At 65.5% G+C, this 23,256-nt stretch carries 18 protein-coding genes and 1 tRNA gene; 10 read left to right on the forward strand and 9 right to left on the reverse strand.

Annotated elements, in window-relative coordinates:
• Window positions 1-210 precede the first annotated feature (210 nt).
• Window positions 211-285: transfer RNA gene (locus KNW02_RS12640), tRNA-Gln, on the reverse strand.
• A 95-nt stretch (window positions 286-380) separates the two neighbouring features.
• Here KNW02_RS12640 and KNW02_RS12645 point away from each other — a divergent pair.
• Window positions 381-1,556 (forward strand): BaiN/RdsA family NAD(P)/FAD-dependent oxidoreductase, encoded by a 1,176-nt coding sequence (locus KNW02_RS12645; protein WP_216033689.1) that lies wholly within the window; start codon window positions 381-383, stop codon window positions 1,554-1,556.
• A 20-nt stretch (window positions 1,557-1,576) separates the two neighbouring features.
• Here KNW02_RS12645 and kdsA read toward each other — a convergent pair whose 3' ends face one another.
• From kdsA to KNW02_RS12660, 3 genes are read right to left on the reverse strand one after another with little or no spacing between them, the layout of a single operon-like run.
• Window positions 1,577-2,419 (reverse strand): 3-deoxy-8-phosphooctulonate synthase, encoded by an 843-nt coding sequence (gene kdsA / locus KNW02_RS12650; RefSeq protein WP_216033641.1) that lies wholly within the window; start codon window positions 2,417-2,419, stop codon window positions 1,577-1,579.
• Entirely contained in the window at window positions 2,416-4,158 is a 1,743-nt protein-coding gene (locus tag KNW02_RS12655) for a KpsE/RkpR family capsule polysaccharide export protein (protein WP_348524726.1), read from the reverse strand. The genes kdsA and KNW02_RS12655 overlap by 4 nt, the downstream gene beginning before the upstream one ends.
• A 34-nt stretch (window positions 4,159-4,192) precedes the next feature.
• Complete coding sequence (locus KNW02_RS12660; RefSeq protein ID WP_216033643.1) at window positions 4,193-4,846, reverse strand: ABC transporter ATP-binding protein; 654 nt, start codon at window positions 4,844-4,846, stop codon at window positions 4,193-4,195.
• Window positions 4,847-5,005: 159 nt separating this feature from the next.
• Here KNW02_RS12660 and KNW02_RS12665 point away from each other — a divergent pair, with 159 nt between their 5' ends.
• A complete protein-coding gene (locus KNW02_RS12665) occupies window positions 5,006-5,602 on the forward strand; it encodes a uracil-DNA glycosylase family protein (protein ID WP_216033644.1) in 597 nt (198 codons plus the stop codon).
• Here KNW02_RS12665 and KNW02_RS12670 read toward each other — a convergent pair.
• Complete coding sequence (locus KNW02_RS12670) at window positions 5,581-6,126, reverse strand: carboxymuconolactone decarboxylase family protein (protein ID WP_216033645.1); 546 nt, start codon at window positions 6,124-6,126, stop codon at window positions 5,581-5,583. The genes KNW02_RS12665 and KNW02_RS12670 overlap by 22 nt on opposite strands.
• 40 nt (window positions 6,127-6,166) lie before the next feature.
• Between KNW02_RS12670 and KNW02_RS12675 the strand changes: the two genes are divergently transcribed.
• The 5 genes from KNW02_RS12675 to KNW02_RS12695 all read left to right on the forward strand — a co-directional run bounded on the left by KNW02_RS12675 (window position 6,167) and on the right by KNW02_RS12695 (window position 13,737).
• Window positions 6,167-7,498 carry an aspartate aminotransferase family protein gene (locus KNW02_RS12675; RefSeq protein WP_216033646.1) on the forward strand — a complete coding sequence of 444 codons (1,332 nt, stop codon included), beginning with the start codon at window positions 6,167-6,169 and terminating at the stop codon, window positions 7,496-7,498.
• A gap of 203 nt (window positions 7,499-7,701) precedes the next feature.
• Window positions 7,702-8,673, forward strand: coding sequence for a TAXI family TRAP transporter solute-binding subunit (locus tag KNW02_RS12680; RefSeq protein WP_216033647.1), 972 nt, complete (start codon window positions 7,702-7,704; stop codon window positions 8,671-8,673).
• 89 nt (window positions 8,674-8,762) lie between these two features.
• The gene (locus KNW02_RS12685; protein WP_216033648.1) at window positions 8,763-11,591 is read left to right on the forward strand and encodes a TRAP transporter permease; all 2,829 of its coding nucleotides are present in this window, start codon (window positions 8,763-8,765) and stop codon (window positions 11,589-11,591) included.
• The gene (locus KNW02_RS12690) at window positions 11,584-12,009 is read left to right on the forward strand and encodes a universal stress protein (RefSeq protein ID WP_216033649.1); all 426 of its coding nucleotides are present in this window, start codon (window positions 11,584-11,586) and stop codon (window positions 12,007-12,009) included. Before KNW02_RS12685 ends, KNW02_RS12690 begins: the two co-directional genes overlap by 8 nt.
• 57 nt (window positions 12,010-12,066) lie before the next feature.
• Complete coding sequence (locus KNW02_RS12695) at window positions 12,067-13,737, forward strand: formate--tetrahydrofolate ligase (protein WP_216033650.1); 1,671 nt, start codon at window positions 12,067-12,069, stop codon at window positions 13,735-13,737.
• A gap of 3 nt (window positions 13,738-13,740) precedes the next feature.
• Here KNW02_RS12695 and KNW02_RS12700 read toward each other — a convergent pair whose 3' ends face one another.
• Complete coding sequence (locus KNW02_RS12700; RefSeq protein ID WP_216033651.1) at window positions 13,741-15,201, reverse strand: hypothetical protein; 1,461 nt, start codon at window positions 15,199-15,201, stop codon at window positions 13,741-13,743.
• A 265-nt stretch (window positions 15,202-15,466) separates the two neighbouring features.
• Here KNW02_RS12700 and KNW02_RS12705 point away from each other — a divergent pair, with 265 nt between their 5' ends.
• Window positions 15,467-17,062, forward strand: coding sequence for a peptide chain release factor 3 (locus KNW02_RS12705; protein ID WP_216033652.1), 1,596 nt, complete (start codon window positions 15,467-15,469; stop codon window positions 17,060-17,062).
• Between the two features lie 28 nt (window positions 17,063-17,090).
• Here the strand turns inward: KNW02_RS12705 and KNW02_RS12710 are convergent, their stop codons facing one another.
• A complete protein-coding gene (locus KNW02_RS12710) occupies window positions 17,091-18,248 on the reverse strand; it encodes a deoxyguanosinetriphosphate triphosphohydrolase (protein WP_216033653.1) in 1,158 nt (385 codons plus the stop codon).
• A 75-nt stretch (window positions 18,249-18,323) separates the two neighbouring features.
• Between KNW02_RS12710 and KNW02_RS12715 the strand changes: the two genes are divergently transcribed.
• Window positions 18,324-18,647 carry a HesB/IscA family protein gene (locus KNW02_RS12715; RefSeq protein ID WP_216033654.1) on the forward strand — a complete coding sequence of 108 codons (324 nt, stop codon included), beginning with the start codon at window positions 18,324-18,326 and terminating at the stop codon, window positions 18,645-18,647.
• Here the strand turns inward: KNW02_RS12715 and KNW02_RS12720 are convergent, their stop codons facing one another.
• Window positions 18,648-19,268, reverse strand: a complete 621-nt coding sequence (locus tag KNW02_RS12720) for a hypothetical protein (RefSeq protein ID WP_216033655.1) — start codon at window positions 19,266-19,268, stop codon at window positions 18,648-18,650. It abuts the gene before it with no gap.
• Between the two features lie 489 nt (window positions 19,269-19,757).
• Between KNW02_RS12720 and KNW02_RS12725 the strand changes: the two genes are divergently transcribed.
• Window positions 19,758-21,470 carry a PHA/PHB synthase family protein gene (locus tag KNW02_RS12725; protein WP_216033656.1) on the forward strand — a complete coding sequence of 571 codons (1,713 nt, stop codon included), beginning with the start codon at window positions 19,758-19,760 and terminating at the stop codon, window positions 21,468-21,470.
• Window positions 21,471-21,576: 106 nt separating this feature from the next.
• On the opposite strand, the gene KNW02_RS12730 is transcribed toward KNW02_RS12725, so the two are convergent.
• Window positions 21,577-23,028, reverse strand: coding sequence for a TrkH family potassium uptake protein (locus tag KNW02_RS12730; protein ID WP_216033657.1), 1,452 nt, complete (start codon window positions 23,026-23,028; stop codon window positions 21,577-21,579).
• Window positions 23,029-23,256 lie beyond the last annotated feature (228 nt).

Genomic DNA, 23,256 nt, shown 5'->3' on the forward strand with positions numbered 1-23,256 from the left:
AATCCACATCCGCATTGCCCTCATGAACCGCTTCAACGCTCTCGGCCAAGCGGAGATCGAACGCGTCGCCTAAGATCGCGGGGGAAAGGCGCAAGCTCGGCTCAAACCGGCGTTCTGCAACAACGCCTTGCCCATGTCACGATGGTGACATCGTGTCACCATTTCCCGAAACCGGGAAGGCGTCTGAACGCACGGGATTTTCCGGATGACTGGCTGGGGCGGTAGGATTCGAACCTACGGTACACGGTACCAAAAACCGTTGCCTTACCACTTGGCCACGCCCCAACCGTGCCGGGGTGAATATCCAAGACGCCGTGGGGGTTCAAGTCGAAAAAACGCAGAAACTTGCCGTGGTCACCGTCTGCGGCTATGGCCGCCGCATGGAGCATGTCGATCTGGTCATTCTTGGCGCCGGTGCAGCCGGTCTTTTCTGTGCGGGCTCGGCACTGGCGCCGGGACGGCGCGTGCTGGTGCTGGACCATGCGGACCGGCCCGGCGAGAAAATCCGCATCTCGGGTGGCGGACGGTGCAACTTCACCAATCTTGCCACGGCACCGGACCGGTTCCTGTCCGGAAACCCTCGTTTTCCGGCCAGTGCGCTGGCGCGGTTTCGGCCAGCCGATTTCGTTGACCTTGTCGATCGGGCCGGGATCGCGTGGCACGAGAAGACGCAGGGACAATTGTTCTGCGATGGTCGTTCCACACAGATCATCGACATGCTGCTGCAGCGGATGCGCGGGGCCGAGTTGCGCCTGAACTGCGTCCCTGGGGCCATTCGTCACGCCGGCGACCGTTTCGAGGTTGAAACCGGGCAGGGCCGACTGACGGCGGCGCGCGTGGTCGTTGCGACCGGCGGTAAATCGATCCCGAAAATGGGGGCCACCGCTTATGGTTACGATGTCGCGCGCGCGTTCGGGTTCGGCTGTACCGAACCGCGTCCCGGTCTGGTTCCACTGACCTTTGCCGAGCAGGATCTGATGCGGTACCGCCCGCTGGCCGGGGTGTCGCTGGAGGTGCAGATCAGCCATCGGGGCGGCTTATTTCGCGATGCGCTGCTGTTCACGCATCGGGGCCTCAGCGGGCCGGTCATCCTGCAGATTTCAAGCTATTGGCTGCCCGGCGAGGTGCTGGAGCTCGACCTTGTTCCGGGCGAGGATGTGACCGCGACCCTGAAGGCGCAGCGCGGGCAGGCCGGGCGGATGTCCGTTGCCACGGCCCTGGCCCGGATGCTGCCCGAACGTCTGGCGCAGGCTGTTGCGGTCGAGATGGGGCTGGCCGAGGCGCGGCTGGCGGATCAGCCGAACCGGGTGCTGGAGGTCATCGGGCGGCGTGTCAATCGCTGGCAGACACGGCCGGTCGGGACCGAGGGCTACCGGACCGCCGAGGTAACCCTGGGTGGCGTTGATACCCGCGATCTGGATGCCAGAACGATGCAGGCGCGACGGATGCCGGGGCTGCATTTCATCGGCGAATGCGTCGATGTGACCGGCTGGCTGGGCGGTTACAATTTCCAGTGGGCCTGGGCGTCGGGTCATGCCGCCGGCTTGGCGGCCTGAGCCGCCACGCCGGGGGCCGTTCAGACCGCGATCGGGTCGTCCTTCGCAAGCGCGTCAAAGCGCATCAGGCTGTCGATCAGGGCCGGCATCTGCTGCAGCGGAATCATGTTCGGGCCGTCCGAGGGGGCGTTGTCGGGATCCTGATGGGTCTCGATGAACACCCCGGCCACGCCGAGCGAGACGGCGGCGCGGGCCATCACCGGTGCGAATTCCCGCTGCCCCCCGGATGAGCCGCCCTGACCGCCCGGCTGCTGCACCGAATGGGTCGCGTCCATGATCACCGGATAGCCGGTTCGCGCCATGATCGGCAACGCGCGCATGTCGGCGACCAGCGTGTTATAACCGAAGCTGACCCCGCGTTCGGTCAGCAGGATCCGGTCGTTGCCGGTCGAGGCAACCTTGTCGGCGACGTTCGGCATGTCCCAGGGGGCAAGAAACTGGCCCTTCTTCACATTCACGACCGCGCCGGTTCCGCCGGCGGCCAGCAGCAGGTCGGTCTGGCGGCAGAGGAAGGCGGGGATCTGGATCACGTCGACGGTTTGCGCCGCCAGTACCGCCTGTCCGGCGTCATGCACGTCGGTCAGCACCGGGCAACCCAGCCGTTCACGAACCTTGGCCAGCATGTCAAGCCCGTCCTCGATGCCGATGCCGCGCCGCCCCTTCAGCGAGGTGCGGTTGGCCTTGTCATAGCTGGCCTTGAAGACATAGCCGGCACCCGCCCTGGCGCAGGCCTCGGCCATGGCCTCGGCGATCATCAGGGCGTGATCCAGGGTTTCGAGCTGACACGGTCCGGCGATCACGGTCAGGGGCAGGTCGTTGCCGCAGGTCAGATCGCCGATGCGGATATGTCGGGGCTGGGTCATGTGGATACCTGTTCGCGCAAGATCGAGGCTGTCAGGGACAGCATCAGATAGATACCCGAAAAGATGAGGAAAGCCACCAGGGTATTCTGGAATGCCTTGGGGTAGGTGGCCTGATCGGGCGGCACCGGCGCCACCGACAGCGACAGATAGCGCACCTGCTTGTTGGCTTCGATCCGCGCGGTTTCCATCTGTGCCGCCGCCCCGGCCAGCAGTTCCTGCCGGGTCAGAAGGTCGCTTTCGGCGATCCGCAACTCGCCCGTGATGGCGGCCAGAGAACTGCGCGTCTCATTGCCTTCGGTCAGTTCCAGCCGGGTGCGGGCGATCATCTCCTGCAGGCGGGTAATGTCACCGCGAAGCGCCTCGACCCGGCTTTGCTGCGGACGCGGATTGGCCAGCAACTGACCAAGCTCAAGCTCCTTGGTGTTCAGTTGTCCCTCCAGCGCGGCGATCTGGTTCATCACCACCGTGCCCTCGGCCACCGGATCCAGCACCCCCAGATCCTGCTGCAACTGCTGGACGCGGCGCTGTGCGGCCAGGACCTTTTCCTCGGCATCGCTGTAATTCTCGGTCGCGCCGGCCATCTGGTCGTCACGCAGGCGGGCGGTCATGTCGTCGACCTGCTGTTCTGCATAGGCGATCAGCGCCAGCGAGAATTCCTGGCTGAGTTCCGGGCCGGGGGCGATCACCTCCATGTTGATGACGCCCTCGGTCGGATCATAGCCGATCTTCACCGAATCGAGATAGACCTTGTAGGCGGCCTCATTGCTGGCGCCGGGGGGAAGCCGCTTGATCGGGTCGATGGCCGGGTCCTGGAAGGCCTGCTTGAAGCCCTTGTCGGTATCCAGCCTCAGCATCGCATCGCGCGAGGTGAGATAGCTTTGAACCGCGACCGAATCGGGGTTGGTGGCAAGCTGCGACCCGCCCAGAAGGCCACCCAGCCCGCCGCCGTCGCCGCCCTCGGCAGCCTGGATCAGAAACTGCGAATAGGTGGCGTAAAGGGGCGTCGCAACGCGGAAATAGTACCACCCGGCCAGGATCGTCGGGGCGAGGACGAAGAACATGAGCCGCATGCCCAGCATCATCAGCCGGCGCCGGCGGCGGCGGGCGATGTCCTGCTGGATGCGATAGATCTCGGCCGCGCGGCGTTCCTCGGTCAGCGCCTCGCGCGAGGGCAGCGGAGGTTGCGCCGGGCCGACCTCGGTGCCGCGCGCCTCGGGCACGAGGGCAGGGGCGTTGCGCGCGGGGGCGGCCTGGGCCTGACTGCCCGCGCTGGACAGGATCTGGCTCAGCGCCGCGCGGTGCGACGGGTCGATGCCGCGTTCGCGCAGGCGCAGCACCGCCTCTTCGTCGGACTGCACGTCGATCTGATGCAGGATCGCGATCCGTCGGGCGATGCGCAACTGGCGTTCGGTCAGCTTTTCCTTGCGGATCGCCTCCAGCTTGGCCTCGATCTCCTCGGCGTCTTTCGCGGCCGGCTTCGCGCTGTCCGGCGGGTTTCCGGCGGCCGGGGGCGCCGCACCATCCGCGGGGCCGAAACCGTCATCGGTCGGGTCGGTCCGCATCAGGCGGTCGCGCTCGGTTTCCGGCGGCTGCGCCCCGCTGGCGGCCTCGGGCGGGCTGATCGGACCCTGTCCGAAGCGCGGCGGCAGGTCGGCCTTCTTGTGCAATTCGATCCGGACGCCCGAGGCGCGGCCCGCGGCCGCCGGCCGATCCGCGGTGGCACCCTGGTCTGGGCGCACCGATTCGGTGGGTGAGAGGTGAAAGCGACGGGCTCTAGGCGGTGTAGTCATAATATTGCTTGGCCTCGTCAAGTGTCTCGAACATATACAATTTTCCGTCGCGCAGAATGGCGGCGCTGCGGCAGAATCTCTCGATCGTCTGGGGCTGGTGCGACACGATCACGACGGTCGAGCTGCGCAATCGGTCGAACAGGACCGAGCCGGCCTTGCGGTTGAATTCGACATCGGTGGTCTGCGGCATGCCCTCGTCGATCAGGTAGATGTCGAATTCCAGTGCCAGCAGCAGGGCGAAGGAATAGCGTTGCCGCATGCCGCTGGAATAGGTGCCGACGGGCATGTCGAAATATTCGCCGATATCGGTCAGCCAGCGGGCGAAGGCGGCGACGTAATCGGGGTCAAGCCCGTAGATGCGGGCGATATAGCGTGCGTTTTCGTTGGCCGAATGCCGGTTGACCAGCCCGCCCATGAAGCCAAGCGGAAAGGATATCCGGCATTCGCGACGGATCCTGCCCTCATCAGGCTTTTCAAGCCCGCACATCATGTTGATCAGCGTCGTCTTGCCGGTGCCGTTCGGGGCCAGGATGCCAAGCGAATTGCCAAGTTCGACCCGGAACGAGGCCCGGTCGAGGATCACCTTGCGCTGCGTCCCGGTCCAGTAGGATTTCGAGACATTATCGAATTCCAGCATGGCTTCCCGCTTACATTCGTCACGCCCAGTCCCGGCCCCCGGCCAGGGGTGCCGGACCATAGGCCTGGCCCCGGTTGAAGTCCAGTTCGCCTCGTGATGCCCGAAAAAAGGGGCGCCTGTCACTCTTCTTTCGTGGCGCATTTTCACTAGATGTGAGCCATGTCCGAACTTTCCGACCAGATCGGTGCCTGCCGCCTCTGTGCCGGGCGCTTTGCCGCCACCGCCACCGGCCATGCCCCGCGCCCCGTGGTCTGGTTCCGGCGAGGTGCGCGGGTGCTGATCGTCGGGCAGGCTCCGGGGATGCGGGTGCATGAAAGCGGGCGCCCCTTCACCGATCGTTCGGGCGACCGGTTGCGCGACTGGATGGGCGTGGACGAGGCCACCTTCTATGACCGCGACCGTATCGCCATCGTGCCGATGGCCTTCTGCTTTCCGGGCTATGACGCCAAGGGCGCCGACCTGCCGCCGCCGCCGATCTGCGCGCAGGTCTGGCGTGCCCCGGTGATGGCCATACTCAAGCCGAGGCTGATCCTGCTGGTCGGCGGGCATGCGATGCGCTGGCATCTTGGCGCCGGGAACGTCACCGAGGTCGTGCGCAACTGGCGCGATCACGCCCCGGCCGTCTGGCCATTGCCGCATCCGTCATGGCGCAATACCGCCTGGCTGCGGCGCAACCCGTGGTTCGAGGCCGAATTGCTGCCGGCGCTGCGCCAAGCCCTGTCGCGGGAACTGGCTCACGGTGCGGGGCGGGCCTGAAGCTCGGCCGCGACCTCCGCATCCAAGGGCACATCGAAGCTGTTCACGATGAAGCCCAGCACGGAATAGAACCCGACCGTCGCCATCAGATCGAACAGGCCGTGATCGCCGACCAGACTGATGACCGCCTGCCGCGTGCCGGGCTGCAACCGCGCACCGGTCATCAGTTCATCGACGGCGCGGGCAAGGACCCGGTCATCCTCGGCCATGCTCTCCAGCGCAGCCGCCAGGGTGGCGATGCGCGCGTCCTCCATGCCCACGGCGCGGGCGCGGCTGACGTGATGCGCCCATTCATAGGGTGCCCGGAGGTTATGGCCGGTCCGCAGGATCACCACCTCGCTCTGCTGGTCGGTCATGGCCCGGCCGCGGACCACATGCTGGCGCAGCGGTGCCCAGGCGGCCAGCAGGTCGGGATGATGCGCCATCACCCGATAGACGTTCAGCCGCCCGGCGAAGCCGTCGCGCAACGATGTAATGCTTTCGGGCCAGTCCCTGTCATCGAGGGGTTTAAACTTGTGACTCATGGCGACATGCTTTCTTGACCGGATATTCAGGATTCTCGCCATGTCGCATGTCTTTCCCCGCCATTGCCATAGCCAAGTGCCCGTCGCCGTCGGCGGCGAGGGGGTCTGGCTGATCGATTCGCAAGGCAATCGCTATCTCGACGGCTCGGGCGGGGCGGCGGTCAGCTGCCTCGGTCATGGCGATGCTCAGGTCACGCAGGCGATCAAGGACCAGTTGGACCGGCTGGCCTTTGCCCATACCGGCTTTCTGACCTCCGAGCCCGCCGAGGCGCTGGCCGACCTGCTGATCCAGCATGCGCCGGGCGATCTTGACCGGGTCTATTTCGTCTCGGGCGGGTCCGAGGCGACCGAGGCGGCGATCAAGCTGGCGCGGCAATACTGGGTCGAGAAGGGACAGCCGCAGCGTGCCCGCCTGATCGCCCGGCGGCAGAGCTATCACGGCAATACCATCGGGGCACTTTCGGCGGGCGGCAACGAATGGCGGCGGCAGCAATTCGGCCCGTTGCTGCTGGATGTCAGCCATATCGCGCCCTGTTACGACTATCGCGAGAGGGCCGAGGGTGAGAGCCCCGAGGAATACGGCATCCGTGCGGCCGAGGCGCTGCGCGCGGAAATCGAACGTGTCGGCCCCGAAACGGTGATGGCCTTCATCGCCGAGCCGGTGGTCGGCGCGACGTCGGGCGCCGTGCCGCCGGCGCCCGGATATTTCCGCCGCATCCGCGAAATCTGTGACGAATACGGCATCCTGCTGATCCTTGACGAGGTGATGTGCGGCATGGGCCGGACGGGCACGCTGTTCGCCTGCGAGCAGGACGGCATCGCGCCTGATATTCTGTGTATCGCCAAAGGGCTGGGGGCCGGATATCAACCGATAGGCGCGATGCTGTGCAGCCGCGCGGTCTATGACGCCATCGCCTCGGGCAGCGGGTTTTTCCAGCACGGCCACACCTATATCGGCCATCCCGTCGCCACCGCGGCGGGGCTGGCGGTGGTTCGCGCGATTCTGGATCGCGGATTGCTGCCGCAGGTCCGCGTCAAGGGCGAGGCGCTGCAGCGCGCGCTGGAGGCGCGGTTCGGCCAGCATCCGCATGTCGGCGATATCCGTGGCCGCGGCCTGTTCCGCGGCATCGAGATCGTCGAGGACCGAGCGACGAAGGCGCCCTTCGATCCCGCTCGCAAGATCGCGGCGGCGCTGAAAAAGGCGGCATTCGCGCGCGGTCTGATCTGTTATCCCATGTCGGGCACCATCGACGGCAGGCAGGGGGATCACGTCCTGCTGGCGCCGCCCTTCATCATCTCGGACGACGAGACCGAGATGATGATCGACAGGTTGCAGGGCGCGCTGGCCGAGGTGCTGGGCGATGCGCCCTGATCCGACCGGGTTCCGTACCAAACGGCCGCGCTGGCGTCCGGCGGCATCTGCGAGGGAGCGCAGGTTTTGCCGGGCTAGGCAAATCTGCGAATTGACCTGATTAGGGATTGCCAAACACGGTGAGAGCGTTACCGTGAGGGCAACCTGCATATGAATTGCGGGATGAAGTCAGTCCAAGACACTGGGAAAACGGGAGAAACTTCATGAAGACTTTCGGCTCACTTCTTCTTGGCGCGGCCTTTGCCGTAACGGCCACGGCTGTGGCAGCGCAGGAAGAGCGGTTCATCACCATCGGCACGGGCGGCCAGACCGGCGTGTATTACGTTGTCGGGCAGTCGATCTGCCGGCTGGTGAACCGGGATACCGCGACGACCGGCATCAAGTGCACCGCGCCTTCGACCGGCGGTTCGGTCGCCAATGTCAACGCCATCAAGTCGGGCGACATGACCATGGGCGTGGCTCAGTCCGACATCCAGTTCCATGCCTATAACGGCAGCTCGGATGAATTCGCGGGCGACAAGAAGTTCGACAACCTGCGCGCGGTCTTCTCGGTTCATCCCGAGCCGTTCACGGTCGTTGCGCGCAAGGATGCCAGTATCGCCGGCTTCGACGACCTCAAGGGCAAGCGGGTGAATGTCGGCAACCCCGGCTCGGGCCAGCTGGCCACCATGGAGGTGGTGCTGGACGCCAAGGGCTGGAGCATGGACGACTTTTCGCTGGCCTCGCAGCTGAAGCCGGCCGAACAGTCCGCCGCACTTGGCGACAACAAGGTGGACGCCATCGTCTATACCGTCGGCCATCCGAACGGCTCGATCCAGGAAGCGACCTCGACCGTCGAGGCCAATCTGGTGCCGGTGGAAGGCCCCGAGATCGACGCGCTGGTCGAGGCGAACCCCTATTACGCCAAGGCGGTCATCCCCGGCGGCATGTATGCCGGGACCGACGCCGATACCAACACCTTCGGCGTCAAGGCGACCTTCGTGACCTCGGCCGATGTGCCCGAGGACATGGTCTACGAGGTGGTGAAGGCTGTCTTCGACAATTTCGACCGCTTCAAGGGCCTGCACCCGGCCTTCGCCAACCTGACGCCCGAGGAGATGGTGACCCAGGGCAACAGCGCGCCGCTGCATCCGGGGGCCGAGAAATACTACAAGGAACAAGGCTGGATCGAATAATCCGAAACATTCAAGAGGGCGGCCCTGTCGGGCCGCCCTTCGCTCTTCATAAGCAATAACGACAAGACCCATCAACAGGGGGAAACGCGATGAGCGAAGAGGACAAGACACCGCCAACCAAGGATCAGTTCGAGGCCAGCGCCGTCGAGATGGAAGGCGCGGGGCATGGCGGGCTGTCGCAATCGGAACTGGACGATCTGGTTGCCTCGTCAGATACCGGGGCGCGGACGCCGCCCGGCGCGGTCGGCAAGATCATTCTGGCCACGGCCCTGTGCTGGTCGCTGTTCCAGCTCTGGATCGCCTCTCCCATCCCCTTCATGGTCGGCTTCGGTGTCCTGAACGATACCGAGACGCGGGCGATCCATCTGGCCTTCGCCCTGTTCCTGGCCTTCATGGCCTATCCCGCCGAACGCACGAAGGTGCAGCTGGCACTGGGGCTCGGAATCCCGGCGCTGATGACGGTTCTGTTCATGGTCGGGGCAAAGACCGGGGTGCCGGTCTGGTGGGTTCCCATCATCGGCCTTGCGCTGATCGTCGCCATCCTTCTGGGCAGCCCGAAAAACTGGGTGCCGCCATGGGAATGGGCGCTGGCGCTGGTTGCCGCAGCCTCCTCGCTTTACATCTACTTCTTCTACGACTCCATCGGCACCCGGGTCGGTGCGCCGATCATGCAGGACTTCGTGGTGTCGGTCATCGGGCTTCTGCTGTTGCTGGAGGCCACGCGCCGCAGCCTTGGTCCGGCGCTGATGATCGTGGCTACCGTATTTCTGGCCTATACCTTCCTTGGTCCCTACATGCCGGGGATCATTGCCCACAAGGGCAACACCCTGTCCGAGGTGGTGAACCACCAGTGGATCACTACCGAAGGCGTGTTCGGCATCGCGCTTGGTGTCTCGACCAGCTTCGTCTTCCTGTTCGTGCTGTTCGGGGCGCTTTTGGACAAGGCCGGGGCCGGCAACTACTTCATCCAGGTGGCGTTCAGCCTGATGGGCCATATGCGCGGCGGGCCGGCCAAGGCCGCCGTCGTCAGTTCGGCCATGACCGGCCTGATCTCGGGCTCGTCCATCGCCAATGTCGTCACCACCGGCACCTTCACCATCCCGTTGATGAAGAAGGTGGGCTTCAGCAGTGAAAAGGCCGGCGCGGTCGAGGTTGCTTCTTCCGTCAACGGCCAGATCATGCCGCCGGTGATGGGTGCCGCCGCCTTCCTGATGGTCGAATATGTCGGCATTCCCTATTTCGACGTGGTCAAACATGCCTTCGTGCCGGCCACGATCAGCTATATCGCGCTGGTCTATATCGTCCATCTGGAGGCGATGAAGGCGAACATGCAGGGCCTGCCGCGCGCCTATGAGCCGGGGCCGCTGATGAAGCGCCTGATCGGCACCGCCTTCATCATCGCCGCGATCTGCGCCCTGTCGCTGATCGTCTATTACGGCATGGGCTGGATCCGTCCGACCTTCGGGGCGGCGGCGGGATATGTCGTCTTCGCCTTGCTGACGGCGGTTTACGTCGCGCTGATGGCCGTGGCGGCCAAGCAGCCGCCCTTGCATATGGAGGATCCGAACGCGCCGGTGACGGCGCTGCCGCTGCCGGGGCCGACGGTGCGGGCCGGCCTGCAATATATCCTGCCGGTCGTGGTCCTCGTCTGGGCGCTGATGGTCGACCGCCTGTCGCCGGGCCTCTCGGCCTTCTGGGCGACGGCCTTCATGATCTTCATCCTGCTGACCCAGCGGCCGGTCATGATCATGCTGCGCGGCACCGATCTTGACGGTGAGCGGCGCGAGATGGCCACGGCTCTGCGCCTCGGGCTGAATGATCTGGTGGACGGGCTGATCTCGGGGGCGCGCAACATGATCGGTATCGGCATCGCCACCGCGACCGCCGGGATCATCGTCGGTGCGGTCAGCCAGACCGGCGTGGGCTCGGCCCTTGCCGATGTGGTTGAGGTGCTGTCGCGCGGCAACCTGATGGCGATCCTGGTGCTGACGGCGATCCTGTCGCTGATCCTTGGCATGGGGCTGCCGACCACGGCGAACTATATCGTCGTCTCGGCCCTGCTGGCGCCGGTGATCGTCACGCTGGGACAGCAGAACGGGCTGATCGTGCCGCTGATCGCGGTGCATCTGTTCGTCTTCTATTTCGGCATCATGGCGGATGTGACGCCACCCGTGGGCCTGGCCTCGTTTGCGGCGGCGGCAGTGTCGGGCGGCGATCCGATCCGCACCGGCGTCGTGGCCTTCTTCTACAGCCTGCGGACGGCGGCGCTGCCCTTCCTGTTCATCTTCAACACCGATCTTCTGCTGATCAATGTCGGATGGGGGCAGGGGATATTCGTCTTCATCACCGCGACGGTCGCCATGCTGCTGTTCGCGGCGGCGACACAGGGCTGGTTCATCGTCCGCAACAGGATCTGGGAGACGGTGCTGCTGCTGCTGGTCGCCTTCACGATCTTCCGGCCGGGCTTCTTCATGGACATGATCTATCCGCCCTATAATGAGTTGCCGCCGACCCAGTTGGCACAGGCGTTGGAGCAGTCGCGTCCCGGCGACCCGCTGCGGCTGCGTGTCGCCGGGCTGAACGATGTCGGCGACCCGATCGAGTTCTCGGCCCTGCTGTCGGTTCCCGAAGGGGCAACCGGTGCCGACCGCCTGATGGCCCTGGGCCTCGAGACGGCGCAGAATGGCGAGGAGGTCGTGATCGACAACGTGGCCTTCGACAGCCCGGCGCAGGCGGCCGGTCTGGACTGGGATCAGAAGATCCTGCTGGTCCGCGCGCCGGCCCCGGCGCCGTCGAAATACTGGATGTATATCCCCGCGCTGCTGCTGCTGGCGCTGGTGGTCTGGATGCAGCGACGGCGGGCCGATACCGGCGAAGGCCCGGCCCGGCGCGAACAGAAGGGGCTGAGCCATGCATGAGAACGTCCTTTTCCCCATCGACCTGCAGCATGAGGCCAGCTGGAGGCGGGCGCTGCCCGAGGCGCGCCGGCTGGCCGGCGAGGGCGGGACGCTGCATCTTCTGGGAATCGTGCCGGATATCGGCAGTTCGATGGTGGCCACCTTCCTGCCCAAGGGGTTCGAGAAGAAGGCGCTTGCGGACATGAAGTCCCAGTTGGACGGCTTTGTCGCCGACAATCTCGAACCCGGTGCAAGGGTCGCCACCCATGTCGGGCACGGTCATATTTCGGAAACGATCCTGAAATGTGCCGCCGATCTGGGCGCGGATGTCATCGTAATGGCCAGCCATCGGCCGGACGAATTGCGCAGCATCCTGATCAGCAGCCACGCGAACTCGGTCGTGCGGCATTCGCCGGTGTCGGTGATGGTCGTCCGATAGGCCGAATTCTGCGCGGCGGCCCTTGTCACGGCGGCCGCGCAGAGATTTGATCGGGGCATGGATACCGACCTTCAGATCGCCCGGCAGGCGCGAAAACTGCCGATCGCGGATATCGCCGCGCGGCTGGGGCTGACCCCGGCCGAAATCCTGCCCTATGGCCATGACAAGGCCAAGATTTCCCATGCCGCGCTTGCCGGGCTGCAGGGGCGCCCGATGGGGCGTCTGGTGCTGGTCACCGCGATCAACCCGACCCCGGCGGGCGAGGGCAAGACCACCACCACGGTCGGACTGGGCGACGCGCTGAACCGCATCGGCAAACGCGCGACGGTATGCATCCGTGAGGCGAGCCTTGGCCCGAATTTCGGCATGAAGGGCGGGGCGGCTGGTGGCGGGCGGGCGCAGATCGTGCCGATGGAGGAGATGAACCTTCACTTCACCGGCGATTTTCACGCCGTCACCTCGGCCCATAACCTGCTGTCGGCGATGATCGACAACCATATCTACTGGGGCAATGCGCTTGGGCTCGATACCAGGCGGATCACCTGGCGGCGGGTCATGGACATGAACGACCGGGCGCTGCGCGATGTCGTGACCGGGCTGGGCGGGGTTGCCAACGGCCATGTGCGCCAGACGGGCTTCGACATCACCGTTGCCTCCGAAGTGATGGCGATCCTTTGCCTGGCGACCGATCTGGCCGATCTTCAGGCGCGGCTCGGGCGGATCGTGATCGGCTATACCGCCGATCGCCGGCCGGTGACCGCGCGCGATCTTCGGGCCGATGGCGCCATGACCGCCCTGTTGCGGGACGCGCTTCAGCCGAATCTCGTGCAGACGCTGGAAAACAACCCGGCGCTGGTCCATGGCGGGCCCTTCGGCAACATCGCCCATGGCTGCAACAGCATCATCGCCACCAATGCGGCGCTGCGCATGTCGGACTATGTGGTGACCGAGGCCGGTTTCGGCGCGGATCTGGGGGCCGAGAAGTTTCTGGACATCAAATGCCGCATGGCCGGGCTGCAGCCCTCGGTGGCGGTTCTGGTGGCGACGATCCGGGCGCTGAAGATGAATGGCGGCGTCGCGAAGGCCGATCTGGGCGCCGAGGATGTCGCCGGCGTCCGGCGCGGCTGCGCCAATCTGGGCCGCCATATCGAGAACCTGCTGGGCTTCGGCCTGCCGGTGGTGGTGGCGCTGAACCATTTTTCCGGCGACACCGAGGCCGAGGTCGAGGCGTTGCGGGCCTATTGCGCCGAGCACGGGGTCAAGGCGATCACCGCGCGGCACTGGGCGGAAGGTGGCGCCGGGGCCGAGGAACTGGCGCAGGAGGTGGTGGCGCTGGCCGAGGGCGGAGGGGCGGATTTCCACACGCTCTATCCCGATTCGATGCCACTCTGGCAGAAGATCGAGACGATCTGCACCCGCATCTATCGCGCCTCGCACGCCGAGGCGGCACCGGGCCTGCGCCAGCAGCTTGAGACATGGGAGGCGGCGGGCCACGGGCGATTGCCGGTCTGCATCGCCAAGACCCAGTACAGCTTTTCGACCGATCCGACCCTGCGCGGGGCGCCCGAGGGCCATATCGTGCCGGTCCGCGAGGTGCGGCTGAATGTCGGGGCGGGTTTCGTGGTCGCGATCTGCGGCGAAATCATGACCATGCCGGGCCTGCCGCGGAACCCGGCGGCAGAAACCATCGGCCTCGATGAGGACGGGCAGATAGTGGGTCTGTTCTGATCCTCAGGCCGCGGCGGTCTGCGCCGCATCGCCCTCGAACAGCTGCGCCATCAGGCAGAGGCGGTCCAGATGTTCCAGGGCTTCCTCAGGCGACAGCCGGTCCTGCCGTTCCAGCGCGACCAGAGCCCGGCGCGCATGCCGGCAGGCGGCCAGGCGCAGGGCTATCGAGGCGGTGCCGGGCGGACAGCCCAAAGCTTCGCGGCAATACCGGTTGAAGCCCTCCGGGCAGGCGAGGTCGATATTCCTCGGGTCGGGGGGCTGCCTTCGCTGGATGGTGACGGCCGCGCCGCGCAGCCATCGTAACGCGGGGCCGTGTTCGCCGCTTTCCAGATCATGCGGCCAGTGCCGGTCCACGTTCAGCGTGTTGCGGGCATGGTGCGCGGTGTAGGGGTCGGTGAAGGCCTGCCGGGCCAGGGTCAGCAGGACCTCGCGCCCGGGCTCGGCGCGCCGCAGGCCGGCGCGCAGAAACCAGTTCTCTCCAGTCGCGCGGCTCATGCAGGCGGCAAGCATAAGACGCTGGTCCTTCGGCCCCTGGGTCGCCCAGACGGCAAAGCGTTCGGTCAGGGTCGTGGTGAAAAAGTCGCGGCAGGCGGTGAAGGGGCGGGCCGGCGCCACCTGCGGGTGCGGGCCACGCCAGCGCCGCCAGGCCGCGAGGTTCAGCGCCGCAAGGGCCATCAGCGTCGGCCAGACGCCGCTGTCCAGATCCTGATCCTGTGTCGAATAGCCGGCCTTGCGGGGGAACGAGCCGTCCGGGCGCTGATTCGAGATGATCTCGGCCAAAAGCGACGTGATGTCGTGATCGGGGTCGATCAGGCGCAGGCAATAGGCGGCCTGCGCCATCGAGGTGACCTGACCGTTGTTGCGCGCCCAGTCGGCGATGCGCAGCAGCTTGGCGAAGGCGTCGCCGTAGATCCGGGGATGCGAGAATTGCGGGCGGTGCGCGCCATGGCAATAAAGCTGCATGAGCGTCCGCATGAAGCGATCGGTCCGCTCTTCGTTCAGCATTTCTTCGGGGATCGGATCGCAGATGATCGCCTCGGCTTCGGCGGTCGTGGCCGCATCAGGCTTGCCGGTCGCGGCAAGCCGGTCCAGAAGGTCGATCCGCGGATCGCCGGCCAGCGCGAGGCAGGCCAGTTGCCAGACCGGATCGTCACCCGCGATCAGGTGGCCGGCACCGACCAGTACCGCCTGATCGGTCCGGTCGTCGCCATCCAGCAGCGCGCCGGCGGCCTGCCGGACATGCGGCCGCGCCAGCCTTCGGGTGACGATATCCTCCAGCGGCGAGGGGCAGCCGCGCAGGCCCGACAGGACCGGCGCGATCCGCGCCCCCAGGGCCAGCGCGCCAAGGGCGGGATGATCCGCAGGCAAGGGATCGGGCAGGTCCATCACATGCTGCCGCAGCCATTCGAGACCGCGCGAGGACAGAACTCGCATCAGCTGATCATAGGTTGCATCCAATGGCATCAGATCTCGTTCGCATTCGGTGCGATGGTCCAAGGGCGGATCCGCATATGTTAGCAGAACCAGCAGTTGCTGGGTACTCCGCAACTGATGATCCTCAAATTCCGCCAGAAATCAACTCTGGCCTTTGGACAAGTATAATCGTTTTCTCGCGTCAGGCAAATTTCAAAATTTTCTCTTATCACTGCCCGAATTGCCGGCAGCAGCGCAAGACGCCTCGTTCGGCGAGGAATTGCGCGAACCACACAGGCGCGCTAAAGCGCCGGGCATGAACAACCGCCCCGATCTTCCGCCCGAAATCGCCCGCCGTCGGACATTTGCGATCATCTCGCATCCCGACGCCGGCAAGACCACGCTGACCGAGAAGTTCCTGCTCTATGGCGGCGCCATTCAGATGGCCGGGCAGGTCCGCGCCAAGGGCGAGGCGCGGCGCACGCGCTCGGACTTCATGAAGATGGAGCAGGAGCGGGGGATTTCCGTCTCGGCCTCGGCCATGTCCTTCGATTATGACGGGCACCGATTCAATCTGGTCGATACGCCCGGCCACAGCGATTTTTCCGAGGATACCTATCGCACGCTGACGGCGGTGGATGCCGCGATCATGGTGATCGACGGCGCCAAGGGGGTCGAATCCCAGACCCGCAAGCTGTTCGAGGTCTGCCGGCTGCGCGATCTGCCGATCCTGACCTTCTGCAACAAGATGGACCGCGAAAGCCGCGATACCTTCGAGATCATCGACGAGATTCAGGAAAACCTCGCCATCGACGTGGCCCCGGCAAGCTGGCCCATCGGCATGGGGCGCGAGTTCATCGGCTGCTATGACCTGCTGAACGACCGGCTGGAACTGATGGACCGCGCCGATCGCAACAAGGTGGCCGAATCGATCCGCATCTCGGGGCTGGACGATCCGAAGCTGGCCGAACATGTCCCCGGCGCGCTGCTGGGCAAGCTGCGCGAAGAGGTCGAGATGGCGCGCGAACTGCTGCCCGCCTTCGACCGCCAGTCTTTCCTCGAAGGCCATATGACCCCGATCTGGTTCGGCAGCGCCATCAACAGTTTCGGTGTGCAGGAACTGATGAACGGGATCAGCCATTACGGCCCGGCGCCGCAGCCGCAGAACAGTGCCGAGCGCGAGATCGCGCCCGAGGAGGAGGCGGTCACCGGCTTCGTCTTCAAGGTGCAGGCGAACATGGACCCCAAGCACCGCGACCGGGTGGCCTTCGTGCGCCTGGCCTCGGGGCATTTCGAGCGCGGCATGAAACTGACACATGTGCGGTCGAAAAAGCCGATGGCGGTCAGCAACCCGGTGCTGTTTCTGGCGGCCGACCGCGAACTGGCCGAAGAGGCCTGGGCCGGCGATATCATCGGCATCCCGAATCACGGCCAGTTGCGTATCGGCGACGCACTGACCGAGGGCGAGGCGCTGCGCTTTACCGGCATCCCCTCCTTCGCGCCGGAACTGCTGCAATCGGTCCGCGCGACCGATCCGATGAAGGCCAAGCATCTGGAAAAGGCGCTGATGCAATTCGCCGAGGAGGGGGCCGCCAAGGTCTTCAAGCCGATGATCGGCTCGGGCTTCATCGTCGGCGTCGTCGGTGCCCTGCAGTTCGAGGTGCTGGCCAGCCGGATCGAACTGGAATACGGCATCCCGGTCCGTTTCGAGGCCACGCAATTCACCAGCGCCCGCTGGGTCACGGGGTCAAAGGACAAGGTCGAGGCCTTCGCCGATGCCAACAAGGGCCATCTGGCGCAGGACCATGACGGAGATCTGGTCTATCTGACCCGGCTGCAATGGGACATCGACCGGATCGAACGCGACCATCCCGAGCTGAAGCTGGCCGCGACCAAGGAGATGATGCAGTAGCGGGCCGCGCTGTCCCGGCAGTGGTGCGTCAGAGTGCCAGTAGCCGCTGGTGTTCCGAAATGGCGAAACGGTCGGTCATCCCGGCCACATAATCCAGCACCACGCGGGCGCGGTGGGTCTCATCCGCGGCCGCCTCGGCGGCGCTGCGCCAGCCGCCGGGCATCTTCGCGGGATCATTCAGGAACAGCGGGAACATCTCGTTGAGGATCTCGGTCACCCGCAACCGCTCATCGACCACCGAGGGCGCGCGGTACATGCGCGTGAACAGGAAGGACTTGATCGCCTTGATGTTCTGGTAGAGCGGCTTGGAAAAGCGGATGATCGGCCCCTCCATGTCGCGGATCTCCTGCGCCGATTGCGGCTGCAATCCCGCAAGGCGGTTCTGGGCGACGGCGATCACATCCTCGACCATAACCCCGAAGACCCGGCGCAGCGCCTCGTGCCGCCGCCGCATCCGGTCGAGGCCGGGATAGAGCCTGTCCACCTCGGCGAAGGCCGGGCCGATGACCGGCAGTTCCGCCAGCTCGGCCTCGGTGAACAACTCGGCGCGCAGCCCGTCATGCAGGTCATGGTGGTTATAGGCGACGTCATCGGCCACCGCGGCGACCTGCGCCTCGGCGCTGGCATTGGTCGTCAGTTCCAGATCCCAGGCGGCGTTCACCTCGGCCAGCGCATAGGGCAACTCGCCAAGCACCGGCCCGTTATGCTTGGCGATGCCCTCCAGCGCCTCCCAGGTCAGGTTCAGCCCGTCGAAATCGGCGTAATGCCGTTCCAGCCGGGTGACGATGCGCAGCGCCTGCGCATTGTGATCGAACCCGCCATAGGGTGCCATCAGCGCCGCCAGCGCATCCTCTCCGGTGTGGCCGAAGGGCGGGTGGCCGAGGTCATGGGCCAGCGCCACCGTCTCAGCCAGGTCGGTGTTCAGCCCCAGGGCGCCGGCAATGGTGCGGGCGACCTGCGCCACCTCGATCGTATGGGTCAGGCGGGTGCGGAAATAGTCGCCGCGATATTCCTCGCCGTCATGTTCGACAAAGACCTGGGTCTTGTGCTTCAGCCGCCGGAAGGCGCTGGAATGGATGATCCGGTCACGGTCGCGCTGCCACGGAGAGCGGAAGGTCGACAGCTGCTCGGGAAACAGCCGGCCGCGGCTGTCATCGGGCTGGCAGGCAAAGGGCGCGATGCTCACGGGATGGGACCTTCCTTGCGGGGGACGCCGCCCGAGCCTATATTCTGAGCCTGCGGACGAAAACGGGAACGCCCCATGAACCTGCCTCCGAAAGTGACCGAACGCGCCTTTGCCCGGCTGGCCGAGATCAATGATGGCGGCGAGGTCCGCCCGCTGCGCGTGGCCGTTGCCGGCGGTGGCTGTTCGGGGTTTCAGTACGAGATCCGGCTGGACCGGGCCGAAGCGGACGATCTGGTGCTGGAAGGGGGCGGTCAGCGTGTCGTCGTGGATCCGGTCTCGCTGCCGTTTCTGGCCGGGGCGGTGATCGATTTCGCCGACGAACTGATCGGCGCGCGCTTCACCATCGACAACCCGAATGCCAGTTCCAGCTGCGGCTGCGGCACCTCGTTCTCGCTCTAGTCAGGTGCAGAGACGGGTATAGTTCTGCAGTTCCAGATCCAGATAGCGCAAGCGGGGCGAGGCATCGAGCCCGGTCTTCGGCGCAACCCCGAACAGGCGTCTGAGGGTCTCGGGGTCGGGGCTGGGCGGCTCTTCGGGGAAGTCGCGCAACTCGCTTGACCACCATGCGGTCTGGCACCATTGCTGCGGGATCGCGTCGACGATCTTCATGGTGCCGTTCCGTTCGATCAGCGTGATCAGATGGCCGCGGCGGCGCGAGGTGCCGATGATGCGGAACTCCAGCGGCTCTTCGGTCGCGGTCCATCCTGTCTCGTCACCGAACAATGCCTCCTCGCCCTGCCATGTGCGGCCATGGGCGAAGTTCAACTGCCATGTGCCGGGCGGAACCAGCAGGCGGAAGAACTGGCCACCCCGGATATAGCCCGCCATTACCGGCTGGCCGGTCTCGGGTCGGGTCAGGAAAACGACGTAATCCTTGCCGGGCAGGGTCTTGACCTGCAGCGGAAAGGTCGCGGGCAACCCGCTGCGGTTCCACAGAAGGCCGGCGCGGGGCCGTTCCTCGGCCACGGCCTGCAGGGGCAGCAACAGGCACAGCAGCAGAGCGATCAGTCGTCCTGGCATTGCGCGTCTCCTTGATCTCCATTCTACCCGCCGGGCGCCGGGGATGCCAATCACGCCTGCGACGGGGCGCGATTGGCGTCGGTGTGTGCACCGCACCAATTTCCGCGACAGCGGCTTCGTCCAATCCGGCCGACGATCGGTGGCGCGCATCGAATGGGCCGGGCGGGATTTTCTTGATCTGAAGGTCGCCCCGTCACAAGCTGCCTGTAGTCATGCGCGAAGACGGGGGCGCCTGCATCGCGCCAACGGAGGGGGGCGGCGAGCAAATTCGGCAGGCGACGTGATGCCCGTCGCCTCGCGCGCGATGCGCCGGGCGGCAACGACGTCACGCCGGGTTGCCACGTTACGCAGCGTTTGTCCGACATGGCGACGCTCGATCCGTATGAGGGCACGGTCAAGATGCTTATTTGCATTATCGGTCGGCGCTTTCCCGGCAAGGGCGCCTTCGTCTGACCCGTGCGGAGGGTCGTGAACAGTCAGGAGGAAGAAATGGTGACCAAGAAGAATCCCCCCGAGGGCGAAGCGTCGGATGAAGCGAGGGACCTGGCCGAACAGGCGACCGAGAGCATTCTTGGCCCCAACCCCTTCATCGGGCTGCAGCCGCAGGATGTGTTTGCCAGCTATCAGGCCCTGGGCCGGCAGGTGACGGAAAATCCGCAGCTTCTGGTCGAGCAGGAGGGGGCACTGATCCGCGACCTGATCGCGGTGCTTGCGGGCACCTCGGACCTTGCGCCCGTCAAGGGTGACAAGCGGTTCAGCGACGAAAGCTGGCAGGACAACCCGTTCTACCGGATGATCATGCAAGGGCATTTCGCCTGGGCGAATTCGCTGCAGGGGCTGGTGGACCGCTCGGCGCTGGATGAGCGCAGCAAGGACCGGGCGCGTTTTGCGGTTTCCCTGCTGACCGATGCCTGGGCGCCGACGAACACGCTGCTGGGTAATCCCGCGGTGATGAGAAAGACCTGGGAGACGAAAGGGTGGAACCTCGTCGACGGGATGAAGAACCTGATCGGCGACATGCAGAAGAACGGCGGCCTGCCGTCCCAGGTCGACAAGAGCGCCTTCGAGGTCGGCGGGAACCTTGCCAAATCCGAGGGGGCGGTGGTGTTCCGCAATCCCGTCCTCGAACTGATCCAGTACACGCCCACGACCGCGAAGGTCCACGAGACGCCGCATCTGATCGTGCCGCCCGAAGTGAACAAGTTCTATGTGTTCGACCTGTCGCCCGGGAAAAGCATGATCGAATATCTGACGAACAGCGGTATTCAGGTCTTTGCCGTCAGCTGGCGCAACCCGACCGCGGAACATGCCGACTGGAACATGGATACCTATGTCGCGGCCGTGCTGGAGGCGATGGACGCCCTGCGCGACATCACCGGCTCGCCCGAGGTGGTCATTCACGCCGCCTGTTCGGGCGCGATGACGGCGGCCGGCCTCGCGGGCCATCTGGCTGCCAAGGGCGATGACCGCATCGCGGCGATGACGATGATGGTGGCGGTGCTGGGCCAGACCACGGAAGGCACGCTGAGCCTGTTCTCGACCGAGGAGACGGCGGCGGCGGCCAAGCTGAGATCGCAGGCGGCGGGGGTGCTGGACGGCGTCGAGATGAACCGCGTATTCGCCTGGCTGAGACCCAACGATCTGGTCTGGAACTACTGGGTCAACAACTATCTGATGGGGAATGCGCCGCCGGTCTTCGACATCCTTTACTGGAGCAACGATTCCACCCGGTTGCCAGCTGCCTTCCATGCCGAGGTGCTGGACATGTTCCTCGATAACCGGCTGGTGAAGCCGGGCGAGATGACGGTTCTGGGCACACCGATCGACCTCTCACGGGTTGAGTGCGATACCATGTTCATCGCCGGGGTGACCGATCACATCACGCCGTGGAAAGGGGTCTACAGCTCGGCCATCAGCTTTGGCGGCGAGAAGGAGTTTATCCTCAGCAACAGCGGCCATATCCAGAGCCTGATCAATCCGCCGACGAACAAGAGGGCGAAGTACTTCACCAATCCGGACATGGTGGCTTCGGCCGATGCCTGGCTGAAGCAGGCGCAGCCGGTCGAGGGATCGTGGTGGGACCGCTGGCGCGTCTGGGCCTCCGAGCGGTCGGGAGAGCTGGTCCCGGCGCCGAAGACCCTTGGCAGCCGGCGCCACAAGCCGCTGGACAAGGCGCCCGGCACCTATGTTCACGAGGCGTGACGCCCCGGCGCGGTCCCGCGCCAGTGGCCGAGGTGCGCAGGCGTTGCGGCTTTTCATTCGGTTTCCGGCCTGCAGTCTCAGGCCGGGGCCGCGGCGTCGGGTCTCGTCAGGATCGCCAGAAGCGCGGCAGTAGCAGAACCAGCACCGAGACCAGTTCCAGTCGGCCCAGATACATGCCGAAGGTCATCATCCATTTCGCTGCGGTGGGAAACTCGGCGATCGAGCCGTTGGCGGTGATCTCGGGGCCCCAGGCCGGGCCGATATTGGCGATGGCGGTCCAGGCGGCGGTCAGCGCCGTCTTGGGATGCAGCCCGGTCAGCGACAGCCCGACGATCAGCAGCCCGAAGGTCAGCACGAACAGGGTAAAGAAGGCCATCACCGAATCGATGACATCCTTTTCCAGCGGCCGACCCTCGTAGCGCAGCGGATAGACCCGGTGCGGCAGGTGCATCCGCCGCACCTGCGCGCGCACCGCCTGGAACAGCACCAGATAGCGGAACACCTTCACCGAACAGCCGGTCGAGCCGGTGCAGCCGCCGATCAGCCCGACGACGATCAGCACGGCGAAGGGCAGGTGCCCCCAGGCCAGCATGTCGGTCGAGGCAAAGCCCGTGCCCGAGAAGGTCGAGACGGTGTTGAAGACGGTCTCGCGCACCACCACCAGCGGGTCGGCATCCTGATGCATGTAGAGCAGCCGGTAGATGACGATGATCGCGCAGGAATAGAAGATCCAGCGCAGATAGGCCCGGACCTGGGTATCACGCCACAGCGGCACGAAATTCCCGCGCAGCGCCTGAACCATGCGGATGAAGGGGATCGAGGCCAGAACCATGAAGACCGAGGCCGCCCATTCGGGGCCGCCCAGATAGGCCCCGAAACTGGCGTCGTAATTCGAGAAACCGCCGGTCGAACTGGTCGTCAGGGCATGGACCACGGCATCGAAGCCGTTCATCCCCAGCATGATATAGGTCACGGTGCAGGCGGCGGTCAGCATCAGATATATCCGGGTCATCTCGGCCGCGATCTCGCCCGCGCGCGGCAGCACCTTGCCCAGCGTGTCAAAACCTTCAGAGCGGAAGAACTGCATGCCGCCGACCTTCATCACCGGCATGAAGACCATCGCCACCACGACGATGCCGAGGCCCCCCGACCATTGCAGGATCGCGCGCCACAGATGCGTGCCCCGGGGCAGGCCGTCCAGCACCGGAAAGGCGGTCGTGCCGGTCGTGGTCACGCCCGACATGGCCTCGAAATAGGCATCGGTGATGCTGGCATTTGGGGCGCCCAGGATGAAGGGCAGGGCGCCGAAGATGGGCAGCACCAGCCACAACCCCGAGGTGATCAGGAAGGCCTGCTGGATGTTCAGCGGCCCGTGATCGCCTCCGGTCGCGACCGCCGTCAGCAGGCCGATCACCAAGGTCAGCAGGCCGCATTCCAGAAACACCGCCCAATGCGGGTCGCCATGCCAAAGATCGACCGCCATCGGCAGCACCATGGCGACGCCCAGAGCGGCGACGATCCGTCCAATCGGGTGGGCTACCGGGCGCAGGTCGATCATGGGGCCTGCTTGCCGTGCCGCTGCGCCCCGGTCAAGCGCGACGGAGCCGGGCCGCGCGTGCTATCATTGCGCTGTTGTGACCATGTCATATCCTTGCGTTGCGGTTCGCCCTGCGGCCGTGCCCGGATTGCCCTTGACATATATAATCGTGTGAATATGTAAGTTTCAGCCGGGGCTGGCCGCAGGGACCACGACGTCGCCGCCGCATGGTGCGAAGAGGGGTCCGAC

This window comes from Paracoccus marinaquae (genome assembly GCF_018860165.1).
GTDB lineage: Bacteria > Pseudomonadota > Alphaproteobacteria > Rhodobacterales > Rhodobacteraceae > Paracoccus > Paracoccus marinaquae.